Source organism: Vibrio proteolyticus NBRC 13287 (genome assembly GCF_000467125.1).
GTDB lineage: Bacteria > Pseudomonadota > Gammaproteobacteria > Enterobacterales > Vibrionaceae > Vibrio > Vibrio proteolyticus.
The window spans coordinates 13,529-33,287 of the sequence record NZ_BATJ01000012.1 but is presented as its reverse complement, the minus strand read 5'-3'; the positions used below and the strand labels follow the sequence as shown (position 1 = coordinate 33,287).

The window sequence follows — 19,759 nt, the reverse complement described above, 5'->3', positions numbered from 1 at the left end:
TTCGCCTGTTTTGTACAAAATTGCTTTTTTCGTCATGACAGCTTAGGTTAAAAAACAATCTCAAACGCTCTATTTTTACGCTCTTATTGAGTGGTTTGTAATGGATTGTTTTTCTTGGCTGATATAAAATCCGGCGCTTTCCTGATTCCATAATATTATTGCTATGATCGATCTTTCCATTTTGCCAGTATATCTGACGGCCGTCGTCGCCTTACTGCTGCTTCCCGGCCCCGACATGTTGTTGATTGCCAGCTCCAGTATGAGCTATGGCCGCCGTGTGGGTCTGTTTGCCAGCTTGGGTAACGCGACCTCTGGAATTATCCTGACTCTGCTGGCCGCGATTGGGGTGTCGACGTTGATTGCCATGAGCCCTCTTGCGCTCAAAGCGTTGCACGTACTGGGCGGAGCATATCTGCTTAAAATGGGATGGGATTGCTTGCGCGCAGAAGCAAGTGCAGCGCCTGAACTGGACGCCGGAGTCACGATGGCCCGAACCTTCTATCAGCGTGCACTGATCAGTAATCTGCTCAACCCTAAAGCCTTGGTGTTTTTCGTCATGTTCTTGCCTCAGTTTGTGTCCACCAATATTGACGCTTCGTCGGGAGAACAAATGCTGGCATTGGGATTGCTGCTGAATGTTCTCGGTCTGACGTTCAATCTTGTCCTGGTAGCGCTGGTTGGCTCACTAGGACGCTCGTTGTTGTCCAATCAGCGTTTTCGAACTTATCAGCATAAGTTTATGGGCGCGATCTTTATCTTGCTGGCGCTCTGGATGCTGAGTGGCTTCACACTCTGAAGCAGCAGAGCAAGACGACTTAAGGGCTTTTCTGGTAGAAAAGCCCTTTGTTTATCGAAGGACAGTAATGAAACATGGACATTGATTTTGTACAACATCCGGATGAAGCGGATTATCAGACCGTACGCCAGGGCATCATTCGTTACAACCGTCCGCACTTTTCCAAACAGGACGTGACTCCCGTGGCGTGTTTCGCGCGCAATGAGCTCGGGGAGGTAAAGGGTGGCCTGACGGGAGAAATCTACGCCAATACGCTGTTTGTTGAGTTCCTTTGGGTGGATGACAGTCTGCGCAGTGAAGGGGTCGGGCGCCAGCTCATGTTGCGTGCAGAAGCAGAGGCAAAAGCGCTGGGCGTGACTCACTTGTATCTGGATACGTTTACCTTTCAGGCCAGAGAATTTTACATCAAGCTGGGGTTCGAAGAAGTCGGGCGATATACCGGTTACCCGACTCGCGGCGTGGATAAAATCTTTTTACAGAAAGCCATTGGCTAACAAAAGCAAAAAGCAGCCTGAAAGGCTGCTTTTTGATTCCAATGGTGATTGGCTCAGAGCGATGTCTGATGGAAATCAATCAGTTCATTCATTTGCGCTTCGGCGCGTTGATAGGCCCGCTCATAGCTATCGCTGTCGGTGAATTGGCCGACCACTTCGTAGTAGCATTTTAATTTAGGCTCAGTACCGGAAGGGCGTACCACCACTCGGGCACCGCCTGCCAGGTGGTAGATCAATACGTCACTAACCGGCAAATCAATAGGCAGCGTTTTACCATCGATGGTTGTTCGGGTAGACGTTTTGAAGTCCTCGATGACTTCGACATTCATCCCTGCAATCTCTGATGGCGGATTGGCGCGTAACTTATCTCCGACCGGAGGTGCACCAGGATCGAGTGCGATGGAGCGTTGCGCATTAATGTACATGCCGTGCTGACGGTAAATGGTCTCGAGTTGATCCCAGATGGTTTTACCCTGGCTGTACAGCTCTGCCGCTAGCTGAGCAAAGGCCACCAGCGCAGATAAGCCATCTTTATCCCAGACTTTATTCCCGACGGTGTAACCCAGCGCTTCTTCGTAAGCGAACAGGAACTGGTGTTGGTCGCTCTGCTTCTGCATGGCAACGTTGGTCAGCCATTTAAATCCGGTTAGCGTTTGGTAGTACTCGGCCCCCGCCGCTTGAGCGACTTTGCTGAGCAAGCTTGAAGAGACGATGGTATTCCCCACCAGTTGTTTGTCCGGAGTCGGGCTTTTGGCCAACAAGTAATGGCCAAACAAGGTCCCGACCTGATCGCCGGTCAGCATTTGATAATCACCATCCGGCTTGCGTACCGCTACAGCGAAGCGGTCTGCGTCCGGGTCGTTGGCACACGCCAGTTGCGCCCCATGTTTTGCGGCCAGTGCCATAACCATGTCCATGGCGCCTGCTTCTTCCGGATTAGGGAAATTCACCGTTGGGAATGCACCATCTGGTTCACGTTGCTCCACAACGCTGTAAACCTGATGAAATCCGGCATCTTTGAGCAACGTCTCTGCCATGTCTGCGCCGACACCGTGCATGGCGGTGTAAGCCAGACCAATGGCGTCTGGCTTCGTATGGTTAGCCAGCAACTCGTTGTTGTTCATGACCTGGCGATAAGTCTGGTAGTAATCGTCTGTTAGCCACACCAGTAAACCCTGTGCTTCGGCTTGGTCTAAAGGCATCAGTGCCAGAGGTTGAGTGGCGGCCTGATCGATTTTGGCCGCAATACCGGAGTCGTGTGGGGGAATGATCTGTGCTCCATTTTCCCAATAGACTTTGAAGCCATTGTATTCTGGAGGGTTGTGACTGGCAGTGACTACGACGGCCGCAGCGGCACCAAAATGCATCACGCCAAATGCCACCACGGGCGTTGGGGCGACTTTATGTGTCAGGTAGACTTTAATACCCTGAGCCGCCAGTGCGGCGGCGGTATCGTGAGCAAATTGCTGCGAATCCGGACGCCCGTCATAACCAATCACTACGCCACGATGGGCGGCCTGTGGGATCTGTTCGGTGAGGTAGTGGCCCAAACCGGTTGCAGTTTCCTGAATCACCAGGCGGTTCATACGGTTTGGTCCGCAACCCACTTTGCCACGTAAGCCTGCGGTACCAAATTCAAGACGGGACTTGAAACGATCATCAAGCTCAGCAGTGTTATTCGCCTCAATGAGGGCTTTGAGTTCTTGTTGAGTTCTTGGATCTGGGTCTCTTTCAAGCCACTGAGTGATCTTTTCCATTGTTAATCCAACCTTTGTTTATGTGTTAAATGAATATTAAGTGATATTCATTATCATTTGTGGGGGCGCAATCGCTAAACTGATCATAACTCTTGTTATCTCATTGAGCGAATTGTCAAAAATTACCTTTTAAAGGCGTTGCACACTTTAGTTTGGACTTTCTTGCGCATTCGATAATCGTTAACTAACGTTAATTAACATAAATATAACAAATTGTGCCGAATTCGCTGTTTCTACGGAAGTTTTCCTAAACAGTACCTCTCAGGTACTGGGGGGACAGAGGAGAAATCTTTTGATGAAAAGATCACTGATCGATCCAAGGACGCTGACCAGTTTTCTGTTTGTTGGTTTCGCCTTTCCTGCTATGTCTGCCGAACACTCACTGAACATGACGCGTGGTGTGACGGAGATAAGTGGCAAAGTATATGAGCTGCACATGCTCATCTTTTATATCTGCTGTGCCATCGCCATCGTGGTGTTTGGCGCGATGTTCTATTCCATTTTTAAACACCGCAAATCGAAAGGCGCGGTGGCCGCTCATTTCCATGAAAGCACCCGGGTTGAAATTGTCTGGACGGTTATTCCCATCATTATTCTGGTGTTGATGGCGATTCCGGCGACCAAAACACTCGTTGCCATGGAGGATACTTCCCAGTCTGATTTGACGATAAAAATCACCGGTTCTCAATGGAAGTGGCATTACAGCTACTTCAACGAAGAGGTGGAATTTTTTAGCTTGTTGGCGACCAGTCAAAAGTCGATAGAAGGGGTGGAAGAGAAAGGGGCGCACTACCTGCTTGAAGTCGACAACCCGCTGGTGGTGCCGATTCATCGCAAAATTCGTTTTCTGCTGACTTCTGACGACGTGATCCACAGTTGGTGGGTGCCGGCATTCGCCGTTAAAAAAGATACGGTACCTGGCTTTATCAATGAGGCCTGGACACGTATCGATGAACCCGGGGTTTACCGGGGTCAATGTGCCGAGTTGTGTGGTAGAGCGCATGGCTTTATGCCGATTGTAGTGCAAGCCATGGAAGAGGCTGATTATGAGCAGTGGCTGAGTGATAAGAAAGCCGAGCTGGCTCAAGCCAAGCAGGAAGCAGCATCAGCATTGACCGCATCGCTGTCAAAAGAGGAATTGATGCAACAGGGTGAAAGCGTCTACACCGCCCGCTGCGCTGTGTGTCATCAGGCCAACGGAATGGGGGTCCCGGGGGCATTTCCGGCGATTAAAGGCAGTAAAGTGGCTACCGGCGATCTGGATGTGCATCTGGATACCATTGTCCATGGTCGACCGGGTACAGCAATGCAGGCATTTGCCAATCAGCTGACCGACAAGGAAATCGCGGCAGTGGTGACATATCAGCGTAATGCATGGGGCAACGATACCGGCGATGTGGTTCAAGCCTCTGACGTCAATGCATTCAAAATGCAGGGCCAGGAGTCTAAGGAGGGGCAATGAATACGTCCACTGACACAAACGCAAAATCGGCGCCAGTTGCGGATGCTGAACTGAGTCGGTCCAATTCAACCATCGCGATTGATGAACCAGATCATCATGCTGCGCCGAGTGGGATTGCCCGCTGGATCTACTCCACCAACCACAAAGACATCGGAACGCTTTATCTGTGGTTCAGTTTTGCCATGTTCTTGATCGGTGGTGCGATGGCGATGGTGATCCGGGCGGAGCTGTTCCAGCCGGGATTGCAGTTGGTTGAACCCGAATTTTTTAACCAAATGACAACCGTGCATGGTTTGATTATGGTGTTTGGTGCGGTGATGCCTGCTTTTACCGGTCTGGCAAACTGGATGATTCCACTGATGATTGGTGCGCCGGACATGGCGTTACCAAGGATGAACAACCTGAGTTTCTGGATTCTGCCTTTCGCTTTTCTGATTTTGTTATCGTCCTTGTTTATGCCGGGTGGCGGGCCGAATTTTGGCTGGACGTTTTACGCTCCGCTCTCGACCACCTACGGGCCCGATAGCACCGCCTTGTTTGTGTTTTCTGTCCACATCATGGGGATCAGTTCGATCATGGGGGCGATCAATGTCATCGTCACCATCATCAATATGCGTGCCCCTGGGATGACCTGGTTCAAAATGCCCATGTTTGTCTGGACCTGGTTGATCACAGCGTTTTTGTTGATTGCCGTGATGCCGGTGCTGGCGGGAGCCGTGACCATGGTGTTGACCGATAAATATTTTGGCACCAGCTTTTTTGACGCCGCTGGTGGCGGAGATCCGGTGATGTTCCAGCACATTTTCTGGTTCTTTGGGCATCCGGAAGTGTACATCATGATCCTACCGTCATTTGGCATCATTTCCGCCATTGTACCTGCGTTTAGTGGTAAGAAGTTGTTTGGTTATCATTCGATGGTCTATGCCACTTGCAGTATCGCGTTGTTGTCATTTCTGGTTTGGGCGCATCACATGTTCACCACGGGCATGCCAGTTTTCGCTGAGTTGTTCTTCATGTATTGCACCATGTTGATCGCGGTTCCGACCGGGGTCAAAGTGTTTAACTGGGTGGCGACCATGTGGCGGGGGGCGATGACGTTTGAAACGCCGATGCTGTTTGCCATCGCATTCATTGTCCTGTTCACCATCGGTGGTTTTTCCGGCCTGATGTTGGCGATCGTACCGGCCGATTTTCAGTATCACGACACCTATTTCGTGGTTGCTCATTTCCATTATGTACTGGTGTCCGGCGCCGTCTTCTCCATCATGGCGGCTGCGTATTACTGGCTACCGAAGTGGACGGGGCACATGTATGACCAAACCCTCAGTCGCTGGCATTTTTGGTGTTCGGTGATTTCCGTCAACGTGTTGTTTTTCCCGATGCACTTCCTGGGGTTGGCTGGCATGCCCCGGCGGATCCCGGATTATGCCATCCAATTTGCAGACGTGAACCAGATTGTCTCGATTGGCGGTTTTGCTTTTGGCCTGTCGCAGCTGATTTTTCTCTGGGTGGTGATTAAGTGCATCAGAGAGGGAGAACAAGCGGAAGCCAAGCCTTGGGAACGTGCAGAGGGATTGGAGTGGACGGTTCCTAGCCCAGCGCCGCACCACACGTTCTCTACTCCGCCTAAGGTGGACTGAAGCAAGGGGGCACCATGGACGATTCTCACGGCAAGAACAAAAAGCTGACCCTGAAACTGCTGGTTGCGGTTGTGGCCATGTTTGGGTTTGGGTTTGCTCTTGTGCCGCTGTATGACGTGATGTGTGAGCAGTTGGGTATCAATGGCAAAACCAATACCGTCTCAGCCATTCAGCCACAGGGAATGGTGCCCGATGAGTCGCGGACCATCCGGGTGGAATTTATGGCGCACATCAGTCATGACATGCCCTGGAGTTTTAAACCCGAGAAGACATCACTGAACGTCCATCCCGGTCAGGTGATTCAGACCGCGTATCTGGCCAAAAACTTGTCCGGACACAAAATTGTCGGTCAGGCGGTACCCTCTGTTTCTCCGGGGTTAGGGGCAACTTACTTCAATAAAATCGAGTGTTTTTGTTTCAATCAGCAGCCGCTTGATGGCAACGGGTATGCAGAGATGCCACTGATCTTTTACATCGAGCCGGACATTCCGGAATCGATCCATACTTTGACGCTCTCTTACACCCTTTATGACATCACAGCGAAATCAACGGATGTGGTGCAGGTATCGACCGATGCCGCGCGCCGTACTGAGAATCAAGGAGCGACACAATGAGCTCAAAACATCAGAGTTACTACGTTCCGGCGCAAAGCAGCTGGCCCATTGTTGGCGCCCTGGCACTGTTTCTGGTGGCGCTCGGGGCCGGACTAACGGTACAGAGTTTAGGCGCAGAAGGGCATGCGGGTGTGTTTGGTAAAGTGGTATTACTGATCGGTTTTATCGCCTTACTCTACATTCTCGCCGGATGGTTCCGCAGTGTGATCATGGAGTCCATGTCCGGATTGTATTCAGAGCAGATCACGCGCTCGTTTCGTCAGGGGATGAGTTGGTTTATTTTCTCTGAAGTGATGTTTTTTGGCGCATTTTTCGGTGCTCTTTTTTATGCTCGCATCATTTCGGTTCCTTGGTTAGGTGGCGCGGGCAACAACATCATGACCAATGAAGTGTTGTGGCCGACATTTGAGGCGCTCTGGCCGTTAACGCAGACACCGGGCGGAGAGACTACCGAAGCCATGCCCTGGCAAGGTATTCCGCTGTTCAATACGGTCATCTTACTAATGTCGTCAATTACGTTGCAGATGGCACACATCAGCCTGGAAAAAAACAAACGCATGGCGCTGATTGTGTGGCTGGAGATCACCATCGTTCTGGCCGGTTTCTTCCTGTACTACCAGAGTGTGGAGTATGCGCATGCGTATCAGGAAATGGGGCTTACCCTGCAGTCTGGCATTTATGGCAATACCTTTTTTATGCTCACTGGCTTTCATGGCTTGCATGTGTGTTTGGGGACGATTTTTCTGATCGTATTGCTGGCCAGAATTGCCAATGACCACTTTACCCCCAAAAACCATTTCGCATTTCAGGCGGGGAGCTGGTACTGGCACTTTGTGGATGTAGTGTGGCTATGCCTGTTTGTCTTTGTGTATGTGCTTTAGTAAGGACGAGGATTGGGTTCCAGCCAGCCTCCAAGCAGAGCAATAATGAGTAATACGACTACCACAGCGGACAGCAGAACCCGGCGACCCAAATAGTGACTCATAGGGCGGGCATTGTCGTCATCCGGAGAGCGAACCATCTGTACCAGCGCGCGAGCCAGGTTGAAAATGATGAACAGTAAGAGTAGGACCAGTAAGACTTTGAATGCCAATATCATTTCAGCTCCTAGTAGCAATGTATGGAAGTCTGGCCGCTTTTGGTTCGCCGCCGTACTAACTGTGGTTGTGTTTTCGATTCTGGTCAAACTGGGGCTCTGGCAACTCTCACGGGGAGAGCAAAAATCAGAACTAGAGCACACTCTGGCAGCCAGACAAACACAGCCTGAACGATCTATTTCGTCGGTTTCAGTTGGTGATGATGTAACCGGTCTGAAAGTCAGCGGGCAATTTAGCCCCGTACCTGGCGCGTATGTGTTGCTGGATAACCAGACTTTTGAGGGCAAAGTCGGCTATCTGGCATATCAGGTGATGACCTCTGGCAAGCAAGCCCTCTTGCTTGAGCGAGGTTTTGTTCCTTCAACTGGAACGAGGCAAGTCCTGCCGGAAGTAGACTGGCTGACAGAGCCGAAAACATTGCAGGGGCGTTTGTATCAGCGCTCGATGAACCCACTCAGTGCGGACTTGGGACTGGAAGAGACCAACCCGATTCGGATTCAGAGTCTCGACATCGATGCACTTTCAACATGGTTTGAGATAACCCTAGAGCCGTATGTATTGCAACCCACGGTTCAAAACTGGCCTTACGCGCAGCCGTGGCGGCCTGTGCCACTGAGTTCAACCAAACATTACGGTTACGCGCTGCAATGGTTCTCGATGGCGCTTGCGCTCTTGGTTCTCAGTGGTTGGATATTGATGAAAACGCTGAAAAACAACAAGACAAGGAGTGAAGAATGAATCGTAAATGGAAAGGACGCCTGATTCTGCTGTCGCTGGTCTTTATGTTTGCTTTACCCGCTTTATTGGCAAAAACCGTCCTGGTCAATCATTGGTATCAATCCGGTGTGACGAACAAAGGACAGTTGATTGAACCGTCGGTGAGCTATCAGTCACTCGGATTAGTGAATCCGCTGCTCAACCAGAGCTGGCAATTGGCGTACGTGGTTCCTGAACAATGTGATGACTTTTGTCACCGTCAACTGTACCTGCTGAGGCAGAGTCATGTGGCTCTGGGCAAATACCAGCAACGGGTGACGCCCGTGGTGCTAATGACGCCGCACAGTGACAATCGCGTTCTCGGTGACTACGATTTTAATCCCATTGAGGTCAGTCAGGCTTTTGTGGAACAGATCAGTGAGTTTGAGGTGGTTATCGTAGACCCGTTAGGAACATTGGTCATGCGGTACCCTAAAGTTGGGAATGCCTCAGAGCTGGCTGCCCAGAGCAAGGATTTGCTGGCTGATTTAAGAAAATTGCTTAAGTTGTCCCGAGTAGGGTAAGCCTTTGATTGCAGGGAGCATGTATGAAGGTTATCTATCTGGTTCGATTCAGTTTGCTGCTGACCGTGTGCGTTATAATGCTGGGGGCATACACCCGTCTGGCTGATGCCGGTTTGGGGTGCCCAGACTGGCCTGGATGCTACGGGCACATGACGGTCCCGAGTTCTACACAGCAGTTGATGCGGGCGGATCAGTTGTTTCCCGGATTGACGGTGGATGCGCCAAAAGCCTGGTTGGAGATGATTCATCGTTATTTTGCCGGTACGTTGGGCATAGTGGTGTTTTTGATCACGGCGCTGTCCCTGCGTGAAAAATCCATTCCTAAAACCTTACCGGTAATGATCTCTGTGTTGGTTGTTTTTCAGGCCTTGCTCGGCATGTGGACGGTGACGCTGAAACTGATGCCACTCGTGGTCATGGGGCATCTGCTGGGCGGTTTTACGTTGTTATGCGCGTTGTCTTTTCTGCATTGGTTACTCACTCAGTCGATACACCGCGACAGCCCTGTAGCAGCGTCGTCTTCTCTGCGCTTTCTGGCCTTAGGGACCTTGCTGGTTGTCGTCGGACAAATCGCTATTGGTGGCTGGACGTCCTCGAATTACGCTGCGCTGATGTGCACAGACTTACCCATTTGTGAAGGCAACTGGCTACAGCATCTGGACTTTCGCACTGCGTTTACGCCCGTGCACTTTGGTCATGACAGTTACGAGTTCGGTGTATTGGAGTATGGAGCCAGAATGACGATTCATGTGACGCATCGTATCGGCGCTCTCCTGACCATGTTGATGGTTCTTACTTTGGCGTATCACTGTTTTCGTCACCCTAGTGGCCAATTACGAACCGCAGCGATTCGGTTGAGTCTGGTCCTGGCGATGCAAATATTGCTGGGGGTGAGTAACGTGATGTTTAGCCTGCCACTTCTGAACGCGGTCGCCCACAATTTGGGAGCCGCGGTGCTATTGGTGATGGTGTTGCATACCAACTATCTGTTGCGACAACCCGATTTAGTCCCAGTTCTGAATAAGGAGAGCATTCAATGAGCAAGTCTATTTCTGTTTCTCAAAGCGCTTTCCAGGCGCGTTCCGGGTGGCGAACCTATCTGACACTAACCAAGCCCAAAGTGGTGGCACTGATGTTGTTAACGGCACTGGTTGGTATGTGTTTGGCGGTGTCTGGACCGCTACCCTTGTGGCCAGCGGTATTGGGACTCAGTGGCATCGCGCTGATGGCTGGTTCAGCGGCAGCGTTGAACCACCTTATTGATAGACGAATCGACGCCATTATGGCGCGCACTTATCAACGCCCGTTACCCTCCGGTGACATTCAGGCGTCTCGAGTGTTTATGTTTGCAACGGCCATCGGTCTGGTAGGATTTGCTATTTTATTCTGGGGTGTGAATGCGCTCACGGCCTGGCTGACATTGGCCAGTTTGCTCGGGTATGCGGTGGTGTACACCATGTATCTGAAACGAGCGACACCACAAAACATCGTTATCGCCGGGATCGCTGGAGCTATGCCGCCACTTCTGGGGTGGACCGCCGTTACCGGGGAGCTGCATGCTCACGCTTGGTTATTGGTAATGATCATCTTTATCTGGACGCCCCCCCATTTTTGGGCACTAGCGATTCACCGTAAAGAGGACTACGCCAAAGCGGATATACCCATGTTGCCGGTCACCCACGGTGAAGACTACACGAAAACATCCATTTTGCTCTACACGATTTTGCTGGCGTTGATTTGTTTGTTGCCTGTGTTGGTCGGCATGAGTGGTACACTTTACCTGGGTGTATCGACAATCCTCAGCGCTGGTTTTATTCATTCTGCCTGGACACTGAAATATGCGCCGCAAAGTGATTCCGCCATCACGACATTTAAATTTTCGATTTATCATCTGATGGTGTTATTTGTGGCGTTGCTGGCTGACCACTATTTAGCGTTTTAGGTGATTTAGGCGCCTTCGCTCGAGGCGCCGGAACATCAGGGATAACCCCTGGCACAAGGCCAGATAAGCCGCACCGGCGATCAGCCATATTTCGAAAATCAGGCCTGAAGAGTTGGTGATGTCTGTGTCGACAAAGGTCATTTTCTGGAACCAGATGGCTCACAGACCACCGGAATTTCTCCGGCGCGGACACTCAGATTGATGGATTTCAGTGTCTGATAATCCTGATACCACTTATCGACGTTATCGAACTCAATGGCATTTACGTTGGCCATTCTCTTCTTCTGGATATGAACTCAGTTACCTTAATAATATCAGAGAGATATTTTACTCTATCCGCCACAAAGAACTTGGTCAGGTCTCGAAAATCAACCAGATCCTAAGCGATATTTTGTTGGTGAATCAGGTTTTACCATCCGGATCTGATAACAGCGCCGGATTGTGGTAAACATGTTTGTTCTGGATAGTTATTGAACAATTATTACAAAAGGTAACCCTATGGCACGCATCAGCGCAGTAGAAAAAGAGCGCAAAAAGCGTATCTATGACGCGGTGATTTTCAACATCTTTATCAATGAAGGCTGGGAATACATTACTTATGAACGACTCAGCACAGAGTTGGATGTGAGAAAATCGACGTTGCAAGGCTATTACCCGACCCGGGCGCATTTTAGTACCGCGCTTCAGGACAAAGTCTTGCCGCTCATGATCGAAAAACTCAATTTTGCAAACAAAGACGCGTTTATTGACTCCTGGCAACAGGCGTTAATGGAAAAACGTTTTTTGATGGTAATCCGTATGTTTATTGGCAGCGCGCTGTCACCGGAAACCAGCAACGGTACTCGCCAGAGCCTCAATCACCTGCAACGGGAAATGCAACGCACCATGTCACAGGAGGAGGCAGACAGTGCGATTCGTGCTGTCATGGGGGATTCGATGGTGTTTATTATCAATCAGTAAGCCACCATTATTGTCAATTGGGCGGGAAAGACGGGATTTCCTGCCCAAGCCTCGTTACTTCCCACTTTCTACTCCTTCTTTCTCGAGTGTCGGTCTGCGTGATTTTTGACCAGGTTCGCGTGCTCATCCGCAGCCGTTTTGTGACTTAAGTATGTATAGTACTGCGTACTCTCAATAATTTTTACGTTGATAAACACCTGAAAAGAGTGATGGTGAAATAGGTGTTTTTGCAATTTTTAGAGTCTATTCGTAACCTTTTTCGGTATTTTAAAGCCTTTTCTTTGATGTATATTAATTTTTACATCAACTTGTTTGTGTAAATGATTTGGTTATATTGCCTTTCTTTTAAAATAATGGTTGCGAGTCTGGTTTTTAATGGATAAGTTACAGGGAAGAGGAATAATCAGAGTTGAACAATTATGCATCAACTTTAATGCAAATGAGTTCAACCACCGCAATATAGGAAGAAGTAAGCATGTTCCAAACTGATGATGTACGAATTAACCGAGTTAAAGAATTATTGCCGCCAGTTGCGGTTTTAGAGAAGTTTCCTGCGACAGAGACTGCTGCTTCGACCACGTTTCAATCCCGAGAAGCGATTGCAAAAATTTTGAAAGGCGATGATGACCGTCTGTTAGTCATCATTGGGCCTTGTTCTATTCACGATCCGCAAGCGGCGATTGAATACGGTAAGCGCCTGAAAACGCTGCGTGATGAACTCGGGGACCGTTTGGAAGTGGTGATGCGCGTCTATTTTGAAAAGCCTCGTACCACCGTGGGTTGGAAAGGCCTGATCAATGACCCGTACCTGAATGATACGTTTAAAATTAACGACGGCCTACGGATGGGACGCAAGCTGCTTTTGGATCTGACCGATATGGGCATGCCAACGGCAAGCGAGTTTCTGGATATGATCACACCGCAATACGTGGCAGATTTGATTAGTTGGGGTGCCATTGGTGCGCGTACAACGGAATCTCAGGTGCACCGTGAGTTGGCATCGGGTCTGTCCTGTCCGGTGGGCTTTAAAAATGGCACCGACGGTAACATCAAGATCGCCTCTGACGCGATCCGTTCTGCCGGCGCTTCTCACCATTTTCTTTCTGTCACTAAGTACGGCCATTCTGCGATTGTTGAAACCGCGGGCAACCCGGATTGCCATATTATTCTGCGTGGTGGTAAAGAGCCAAATTACAGTGCTGAGCACGTCCAAGCCATCAAGAGTGAATTGCAGGCGTCAGGTCTGCCACAAAAAGTGATGATTGATTTCAGCCATGCGAACAGTTCAAAACAATATCAGCGTCAGATGAATGTCGCGGAAGACGTCAGTGCGCAAATGGCAGCGGGTGAAGAGGCTATTTTCGGCGTGATGATTGAATCACATTTAGTCGAGGGGCGTCAGGATTTGATGGATGGAAAAGCATCCACGTATGGGCAGTCGATCACCGATGCGTGTATTGGTTGGGAAGACACGGAGAAAGTCTTGCGCCAATTGGCAGATGCTGTGACCGCACGTCGCAACGCTTAATCACTCAACCGCCATACAATCCAAAGTAAAAAGAGGCCCGATTCAATCGGGCCTCTTTTGCATTTGTGACAAAAGAATAGAGGCTATCATTGAGAGCCTTTATGCCATTCAAGCAAGTTTATTTAAGTGTTGCTACCGATGGAGCGGAGACTAAAGTCCCTGCTGCAAGAAACTCACCGTTGCTGGTCTGCATTTGCGCATAGTTCGGAAGATCTGAGTTATCGCTTTGCTGAGGCGCGACGAATGTCGAGTGCAGCGCGGTGCTGTTAAACTGTACAAAGCTTGCCGTTCCATCACTAAGAGCGGTGCTTGAATTCACCGTCGCCAGACCCAGTTTCGCAGCCAGTGGCTCGGTACCGGCAAACGGCGCGTTGGTCACTGAGTTCGGCACCGTGTCGTCTTGGTCCACTTCCGTCATGTAAAACGGAATGTTCACTTTGTCTGAGGTCAGCAGATTGCTCGCATTGGTATACGGATCAACGGTATCCAGCACAGTTTGCGCCGCGTAAGCAAATTCGCTGAATCCACCTGCCAGCGTCGCCAGCGTTTCTGCTGTGGCCATTGACTCAAACTGCTCATAACACTCTTTTTGTTTATCTGCGGAACAGCTGCTGTCTGCGTAAGATTTGTAGTCAGCAGACAGGGCTGAAGTTAGGTTGTGCTTGATCTGCGGCCCAAACTCGCTGGAGCCCAACAACAGATTTGCGATCTGACCACCTGAGTTTTGAATTGACGCACCACTGAAGCTGTACAGCATGTCCGCGGCATCGCTACCAAGCGATTTATTGCCTGCCGCCACGGCTGTCGTGCCGACGATCCCACCTAGAGAGTGACCCAGCAGTTTTACTTCGGAACCTGTCATTGGGTTAAACGACTGCAGTGGTGATCCCACCAGCAAACCGGCTTGCAGTGACGTGACCAGGCTGGCGCGCAGTCCCAGCACATCCAGCACACTCTGGCGCACGTTGTCACGCGCTACCGCCAGATTGTTCAGGTTGAGGTAAGCCAGTACATCCGCGTTTGCGGAGCGGCTGTCATCCAGACTACGGCTGCCGTGTAGCGGCAGGTCAATCGCGATGACTGCAATGCCTGCTTGAGCAAGGTTAAACGCAAAAGCGTACGCGTTTTCTTTCGCAGAAGTAATGCCGTGCTGGTAAATCACCACATTGGTCGGGTTACCGCCGTTTGGCGTAAATAGCAGGAACTCCGCATTTTGCAGTGATTTCACCTGCGGTACCGGCGCGTAGCGGGTTAGAATACGATCCTCGTCCAGCACAGAGCCGTCAGATTTGGTCAGTGTCAGACCAACCAGTTTCAGCTGCTCCGTCACATCGGTCGCAAGTTTGGTGGCATCAATGCCCGCCGCCAGCAATTGCGCGCCGATAATGGCTTTTTCGTTGTCATCAGCCAGCGCCTCTTTAATCAGTGCCAGACTTGGCATGGCTGATTCCATCGGTTGGCTGTTCCAGTCGGCGTCAGTTTCAAGATAATAAGGTAGCGCCACTTGTCCGTGAGTGACATTCACGTCTGCACCAGAGCCTGTATACAACGCTTTAATGCCGGCTTTTTTAGTGCCGTCAGGGTCAATGTATTTGTCGAAGTCGGCGTCGTTATCGATGGCAGTATTGAAGTCCTGCGTTGTGCCGAACACCATCGCGTAAGCAGTCGAGAGATCGACGTTGTTCGGGTTGGCGCCGTCTTTCCAGACACTGGCCAGGCCACCGTCTTGATTCAACGCAGTGGCAGTTGCGCCTTTAACGGCGTACAACGTGTCGCCGACAGACTGGGTGCTAAACCAGGTTGAATAGATGATGTCAGTGGTGTCCGCGATACCCGCCATAGTAAAGATGGTTTCGACACCCTGAGTGACCTGCTGAGCGGATGCCACTGCGCCGGTTTCATAAATCTTGGATTTCGATTTCAGAGCGGCGTAACTGCTGGATGTGCCCACCGGATCGCCGTTGACGTCAGTGACTTCATCGGTGATGGCAAGAATGTATTCGCTGCTTGGGTTGAGGTCTTTGCTCAGCACAATATTAATCCGATCGCTGGCGGAATCCGCTACAGCGACAAAATCGGTCCCCTGAACCAGCACTGATTTCACGCTGGGTGAGCCTGTCATGCTGTCGGTCAGTTCAACCAGATAAATGCCGGAAGTGACCAGTCCGTCAGCCAGACCTGCGCCCTCAAAATCCATCAGCAGTGGCATGGTCGTGGACCAGCCATCCATGGTGCCCATTGAGGCACGCGGGTTGGTGAGTCCGTCATCCCCTTCGGTTGGAATTTCCAGCGTACCGTCGCTGGTATTCATTAGCGCGAAAGAGGGTAGCGGTACACTGGCATTGGTACCTTGTAAGGCGAATTTAATCGTCGTATCGCGGCTCAGTGCTTCCTGAATGTAAGATTCGTACTGCGGTTCGTTGGTGCTGCTGGATGAGTTGTCACCACAGCCTGCCATTAGCAAGGCAGCCGTCAGCAGAGAAAGTTTAATTCCGTGTTTCATGATGAGAGCTCCTTGCTGGTTAGAAAGCGTAGTTCAATTGGACGGACCCGATATATGCGTTACCTTCAGAGTCGAAGGTCAGCTCATTACCCAGGGCATCCGTTTCTTTAAACGAACCATCTTTACTCCGTACAAGAGCAAAACCGGCATCCACACTCAGATTCTGACTGTAGATATAAGTGAGGCCGGCCGAGTACCAGTAACGGTCGCTGTCTGGAATACTCAGTGTGGCTTCACCTGCCTGTTCATCGTACGCAAAGCCGATGCGGCCAATCCAGTTCTGGTTAAACTGGTAGGTGCCACCCAGAGACCAGCGACCATTGTCGTCGTAGTCTTCTTTCTTGAGGAAACACTCGCCAGCTGTGCCGTTATTGCAGTCAGATGAAGTGGCTTTCAGCTCAGTGAAGGTGCTCCAGTCGGTATGTTGGTAGCTGTAGTGAACGGCAAACGCTTCGGTGATTTGGTGGAAACCAGAGATTTCCCAGATGGCTGGCAAGCTGATTTCAAGGCGCCCGTCGACGGTTGACTTTGAGGCAATGCCAGAATCGTAGCTTTTGAACTCACCATCGTCGAAGTCCAGATCCACTTTTGATCGGTAACCGAAGCCAAAGCGGTTATTTTGATTGATTTCATACATGGCGCCCACATTCCAGCCCCAGCCGAATGTATCGCCTTCCAGACCAATCAATTTGTCTGAAGCACTGCCACCAAAAAATGGGGCCAACGCACCTTTGTGACGTGTCAGTTCCGCTTGTGCATACACTAGGTTCACACCGGCACCGATACTGAAATTGTCATTGATTCGGTAGGCCACACTAGGGTTAAGGTTTACCGAGATCAGTGACGTATCACCAGCCAGATCGCCGGCCTGAATGTTGTCCGGATAATCCGTGGCAACGCCGTAGGTGGTGAACATACCGATGCCCCAGGCCCACTTTTCGTTTACCGGGCTGATGTAATAAGCCGCTGGAACGAACTGGACTGGTGCCACATCTTTAGCGGACTCGCCATTGGTGCGATCCCATACGTCGACTTCCGGATCGATCACCGTCAGTGCACCGGAGAACTGAGCGCGATCGAAGAGTGTCATAGCAGAAGGGTTTCGCGCCAGAACTGCGGCATTGTCGGCAACGGCTGCCTCACCGGAGAAGGCACGTCCCAAGCCAGATGCAGAGTGCTCGGCAACCTGGAAGCCCGCAGAATGAGCTTGTGTCGCCATCAGAATGCACAGGGAGAGCGTTGAATAGTGCTTCATGTTCATTGTTGGACCTCCAAGGACCATGGTTTTTATAGTTAGTTCTCAATGATGTTAAAATTGTGTTACCGGAATGTCAAAGAAACTGTTTGATTAATATGTGACCGGAATTGAGTTTTTTGAAAGGAAGGGAGAATAAACAAAAGCTTACATAGCGACAATTTAATAATTGCAGGTTTGACCAGTTCTATTTTGCATAATATGCAGATAAATATGCTCGAACGTGCCAGTTCAGGCGATATTGTTCGGTTTCAGTCACAGTAAGATATTGAGAAATATTAAAGGGCCCGCTTTTGGCGAGCCCTTAATAGGATAGCGTCTTTTCAGATTTCAACGGCCTACATAAGCAATTACGACTTTATCCTTATTTAATGTGCGGGAAAACACATAAGCATTGTTTTGTGGAATTACCGTATGGCTTCCTGCGCCTATTGCTGGGTGGCGCTGACGGAACTGGCCGACCGTTTGCCAGTGCTGCAATAAGGCCTGACGTTGTGCGTTGAGATCCCACACCATGTCCGAGCGTGTACCTTGGTGAAAATCATCCGCATACGGACCAACAGGTCGGCCGATTTCGTCTCCATAATAAACCTGAATCGCGCCGGGGCTCAGCAGCAAAGCACTGGCGGCGTTGCGCTGCATCTCAAATGACTTGAAGCGGCCGAAGAACAGTTCCGTATCATGGGATGACATGTAACTGACCGGAATAAAGTCTGCGGACTGCTGCATGCTATTGGCGTAATTCTGGTAGGTGTCAGCCATCTGGCTAAAACAGGCCGCGCCTTTATCGAGCTTTTTCTGCAGGTCGAAATTGATCAGTGCATCGAAGCCGTCATCAAAGTACGGGCTGCGATAAGCTGAGTGTCCCCAGACTTCTCCCATCATCCAGAACGGTTCGCCGCTGAGGTGGTGTTGCCCCCGCCACTGTTCCAGCTTGTCGGACGCCTGCTGCTTGAGGCGTTTCCATACTTCGCCTTCCACGTGTTTGACGGTATCGACCCGAAAACCATCGATACCGAACCGTTTCACCCAGTCTGTCTGCCATTCAATCAGATAATCGGTGACGGTATAGTCCGGGCGGCGGACCACGCGAGTCCCCGGGTTGTTCAATAACCATTCGGGAGGAGTGACGCCGCGTGTGGACTCGGTAACGAAATCCGGTAAGCCGGCCAGTGTCATGGTGATATCGCTGGAGCCGGGCTGAGGGTAACCGGGCAATCCTGCACGTACCCAATCGGCTCCCCACCACTGGGCCCACTCCGGGCTTTGGTAATTGATGGCCTGGTGGTAACTGTGCCAGTTTTCACCGGACTTCGGCACCCAGTCGGCCCAACTGGCAGGCATCTGACTGGTGTTGACCACCTCGATACCATCGAGTTGCAGGTCGGCCAGCGTGGCATAACCTGCATGATTTAACACGGCATCCAGCAGCACCTTGAGCCCGCGCTTGTGTGCTTCATCGACCAATGTTTTCAGATCGTCTTCGTTGCCGAAATTCTGATCGATTTTGGTGAAATCTCGCGTCCAATAGCCGTGGTAGGCGTAAAAAGGAAAACTACCGCTGTCTCCGCCGCCGACAAAACCGTGAACCTGTTCCACGATGGGAGAGAGCCAGATGGCGTCGCTGCCTAGGCTCTTGATGTAATCCAGTTTGGCGATCACCCCTTTGAGATCACCGCCATGAAAGGTACCGACTTCTTGTTGGCCGTCTTTTTTACGGCCATAACTGTGATCGTTGCTTGGATCGGCGTTATTGAAGCGATCGACCATCACAAAATAGATGTTGGCATTGTGATAAGTGAAACTGGCTTCCTCGCTGGTGTGTTCAGCCGGCTCCAGTAAAATCAGCCCACCACTGCTGGGTGACGGGGTTAGGGTCACCTGATGATCTTTGACGATGACGCGTTGCCCCGACAGGGTGTCCCTGAGCAGTGTGCCGTCGGTAAATGTTTCACCCAGTTGAAGGGTAACGGAGCCGCCCGCGTAGGTTTCACAACGAACATCTGGAATAGGCCTTTTGAATTCTTGCTTCGAGCTCTGTTTAGGCTGGCGTTTGAAGGTCAGCGTAAGCGCTGCCGCATCATAATAAAAGGCGTAATCACCGCTGAAACGGATGGGCAGCGACAGCTCAGTGGCCTGGTGACAGTTCAGTGCAATCGGGGTATTGAACTTCACTTTCTGCTCGTCGTTTGCCTGGCAGTTGCCTTCCACCCCTGTGATTTTGAGCGTGTAGTTGCCTTTGGTCAGAGGGATGACCAGCGGCGTTTCGGCTGACAGTGGAAAATCGCGACTGTTGGTGGTGGTTGAAATAGTTAGATTGGGTGAGGCAAACAGACCGGGCGAAGCCAGCAGCAGTGCCATCGATAAAGCCTTCAGTTTCATGTTCATTCCCTGTCATTATTGTTATCCATTGCTCATGATACTGCGTGGC

18 protein-coding genes and 1 pseudogene are annotated in these 19,759 nt (G+C 50.7%); 12 read left to right on the top strand and 7 right to left on the bottom strand.

Going from position 1 to position 19,759, the window contains the following annotated elements; translation table 11 throughout:
* Window positions 1–163 precede the first annotated feature (163 nt).
* Together VPR01S_RS14955 and VPR01S_RS14950 are read left to right on the top strand one after the other, a co-directional pair.
* Window positions 164–796, top strand: coding sequence for a LysE family translocator (locus tag VPR01S_RS14955; protein ID WP_021706195.1), 633 nt, complete (start codon window positions 164–166; stop codon window positions 794–796).
* A gap of 74 nt (window positions 797–870) precedes the next feature.
* Window positions 871–1,290, top strand: coding sequence for a GNAT family N-acetyltransferase (locus VPR01S_RS14950; RefSeq protein WP_021706194.1), 420 nt, complete (start codon window positions 871–873; stop codon window positions 1,288–1,290).
* A 53-nt stretch (window positions 1,291–1,343) separates the two neighbouring features.
* On the opposite strand, the gene VPR01S_RS14945 is transcribed toward VPR01S_RS14950, so the two are convergent.
* A complete protein-coding gene (locus tag VPR01S_RS14945; protein WP_021706193.1) occupies window positions 1,344–3,047 on the bottom strand; it encodes a phospho-sugar mutase in 1,704 nt (567 codons plus the stop codon).
* A gap of 295 nt (window positions 3,048–3,342) precedes the next feature.
* Between VPR01S_RS14945 and coxB the strand changes: the two genes are divergently transcribed.
* From coxB to VPR01S_RS14925, 4 genes are read left to right on the top strand one after another with little or no spacing between them, the layout of a single operon-like run.
* Entirely contained in the window at window positions 3,343–4,509 is a 1,167-nt protein-coding gene (coxB, locus tag VPR01S_RS14940) for a cytochrome c oxidase subunit II (RefSeq protein ID WP_021706192.1), read from the top strand.
* Entirely contained in the window at window positions 4,506–6,149 is a 1,644-nt protein-coding gene (ctaD, locus tag VPR01S_RS14935) for a cytochrome c oxidase subunit I (protein ID WP_021706191.1), read from the top strand. The genes coxB and ctaD overlap by 4 nt, the downstream gene beginning before the upstream one ends.
* Window positions 6,150–6,163: 14 nt before the next feature.
* Window positions 6,164–6,763, top strand: coding sequence for a cytochrome c oxidase assembly protein (locus VPR01S_RS14930; RefSeq protein WP_021706190.1), 600 nt, complete (start codon window positions 6,164–6,166; stop codon window positions 6,761–6,763).
* Window positions 6,760–7,644, top strand: a complete 885-nt coding sequence (locus tag VPR01S_RS14925) for a cytochrome c oxidase subunit 3 (protein ID WP_021706189.1) — start codon at window positions 6,760–6,762, stop codon at window positions 7,642–7,644. The genes VPR01S_RS14930 and VPR01S_RS14925 overlap by 4 nt, the downstream gene beginning before the upstream one ends.
* Here the strand turns inward: VPR01S_RS14925 and VPR01S_RS14920 are convergent.
* The gene (locus tag VPR01S_RS14920; RefSeq protein ID WP_021706188.1) at window positions 7,641–7,862 is read right to left on the bottom strand and encodes a DUF2909 family protein; all 222 of its coding nucleotides are present in this window, start codon (window positions 7,860–7,862) and stop codon (window positions 7,641–7,643) included. The two genes, VPR01S_RS14925 and VPR01S_RS14920, sit on opposite strands and share 4 nt — an antisense overlap.
* 67 nt (window positions 7,863–7,929) lie before the next feature.
* On the opposite strand from VPR01S_RS14920, the gene VPR01S_RS14915 reads away from it, so the two are divergent.
* The 4 genes from VPR01S_RS14915 to cyoE are packed head-to-tail and all read left to right on the top strand — an operon-like array spanning window position 7,930 to window position 11,082.
* The gene (locus VPR01S_RS14915; protein WP_345604493.1) at window positions 7,930–8,598 is read left to right on the top strand and encodes an SURF1 family protein; all 669 of its coding nucleotides are present in this window, start codon (window positions 7,930–7,932) and stop codon (window positions 8,596–8,598) included.
* Window positions 8,595–9,140, top strand: a complete 546-nt coding sequence (locus VPR01S_RS14910) for a redox-active disulfide-containing membrane protein (RefSeq protein WP_021706186.1) — start codon at window positions 8,595–8,597, stop codon at window positions 9,138–9,140. The genes VPR01S_RS14915 and VPR01S_RS14910 overlap by 4 nt, the downstream gene beginning before the upstream one ends.
* A gap of 23 nt (window positions 9,141–9,163) precedes the next feature.
* Window positions 9,164–10,180 (top strand): COX15/CtaA family protein, encoded by a 1,017-nt coding sequence (locus VPR01S_RS14905; protein ID WP_021706185.1) that lies wholly within the window; start codon window positions 9,164–9,166, stop codon window positions 10,178–10,180.
* Complete coding sequence (gene cyoE / locus VPR01S_RS14900; protein ID WP_021706184.1) at window positions 10,177–11,082, top strand: heme o synthase; 906 nt, start codon at window positions 10,177–10,179, stop codon at window positions 11,080–11,082. Before VPR01S_RS14905 ends, cyoE begins: the two co-directional genes overlap by 4 nt.
* Here cyoE and VPR01S_RS23075 read toward each other — a convergent pair.
* Window positions 11,071–11,238, bottom strand: a pseudogene (locus tag VPR01S_RS23075) (amino acid ABC transporter permease); the annotation flags it as partial. The gene cyoE and the pseudogene VPR01S_RS23075 overlap by 12 nt on opposite strands.
* A complete protein-coding gene (locus tag VPR01S_RS22685; RefSeq protein WP_021706182.1) occupies window positions 11,220–11,357 on the bottom strand; it encodes a hypothetical protein in 138 nt (45 codons plus the stop codon). The gene VPR01S_RS22685 and the pseudogene VPR01S_RS23075, both read right to left, overlap by 19 nt.
* A 223-nt stretch (window positions 11,358–11,580) precedes the next feature.
* Between VPR01S_RS22685 and VPR01S_RS14895 the strand changes: the two genes are divergently transcribed.
* Window positions 11,581–12,042 (top strand): hypothetical protein, encoded by a 462-nt coding sequence (locus VPR01S_RS14895; protein ID WP_021706181.1) that lies wholly within the window; start codon window positions 11,581–11,583, stop codon window positions 12,040–12,042.
* A 475-nt stretch (window positions 12,043–12,517) separates the two neighbouring features.
* Window positions 12,518–13,570: a 3-deoxy-7-phosphoheptulonate synthase AroG gene (gene aroG / locus VPR01S_RS14890; RefSeq protein WP_021706180.1), complete on the top strand. Its 1,053-nt coding sequence runs from the start codon at window positions 12,518–12,520 to the stop codon at window positions 13,568–13,570.
* A 118-nt stretch (window positions 13,571–13,688) separates the two neighbouring features.
* Here the strand turns inward: aroG and VPR01S_RS14885 are convergent, their stop codons facing one another.
* From VPR01S_RS14885 to VPR01S_RS14875, 3 genes are all read right to left on the bottom strand, one after another.
* Window positions 13,689–16,073, bottom strand: coding sequence for a VolA/Pla-1 family phospholipase (locus VPR01S_RS14885; protein ID WP_021706179.1), 2,385 nt, complete (start codon window positions 16,071–16,073; stop codon window positions 13,689–13,691).
* A 19-nt stretch (window positions 16,074–16,092) separates the two neighbouring features.
* The gene (locus VPR01S_RS14880; RefSeq protein WP_021706178.1) at window positions 16,093–17,334 is read right to left on the bottom strand and encodes an outer membrane protein transport protein; all 1,242 of its coding nucleotides are present in this window, start codon (window positions 17,332–17,334) and stop codon (window positions 16,093–16,095) included.
* A 324-nt stretch (window positions 17,335–17,658) separates the two neighbouring features.
* Window positions 17,659–19,710, bottom strand: a complete 2,052-nt coding sequence (locus tag VPR01S_RS14875) for an alpha-amylase (protein WP_040902854.1) — start codon at window positions 19,708–19,710, stop codon at window positions 17,659–17,661.
* Window positions 19,711–19,759 lie beyond the last annotated feature (49 nt).